At 46.8% G+C, this 526-nt stretch carries 1 protein-coding gene and 1 pseudogene; both read left to right on the top strand.

The window, feature by feature from the left end:
- Window positions 1-259 (top strand): annotated as a pseudogene (locus HMPREF0860_RS07750) (hypothetical protein); the annotation flags it as partial.
- Between the two features lie 6 nt (window positions 260-265).
- Complete coding sequence (locus tag HMPREF0860_RS07755; RefSeq protein WP_021495650.1) at window positions 266-475, top strand: hypothetical protein; 210 nt, start codon at window positions 266-268, stop codon at window positions 473-475.
- Window positions 476-526: the final 51 nt, after the last annotated feature.

Below are 526 nucleotides of genomic sequence, written 5' to 3' on the forward strand. Positions count from 1 at the left end.
TATGTTAATTGCCGAATACGATTACGACGTGGACATAGCCGTGCAGCGGGAAGAAGAAAGAGAAATTGCCTTGAAAGAAGGCGAAGCGAAAGGTTTTTCGCTGGGCATCGCACAAGGCGAAGCGAAAGGTCTTTCCGAAGGCTCGTATCTAGCGAAGCTCGAAACGGCAAAGCTGATGAAGCAGGCACATTGCAAACTTGATTTTATTACGCAAATGACCGGCCTTTCTGCTGAAGAAATTGAAAATCTTTCAGAGTGAGTAGGAATGAATATGCTCATAGCCGAATACGATTACGATGTGGACATAGCCGTGCAGCGGGAAGAAGAAAGAGAAATTGCACTACAGGAAGGCCTTTCCAAAGGCTCATATCAAGCAAAGCTCGAAACGGCAAAAACCATGCTTGCTATGCACTATCCGCTTGAAGACATTTGCAAGATTACCGGTCTCACCGAAGCGGAAATCGAACAACTGTAAGATGAGCCGTCTCCCGCGGCAGCAATTCGTCATATCTTCGATCCGGTGCAA

Source organism: Treponema socranskii subsp. socranskii VPI DR56BR1116 = ATCC 35536, assembly GCF_000468115.1.
GTDB lineage: Bacteria > Spirochaetota > Spirochaetia > Treponematales > Treponemataceae > Treponema_D > Treponema_D socranskii.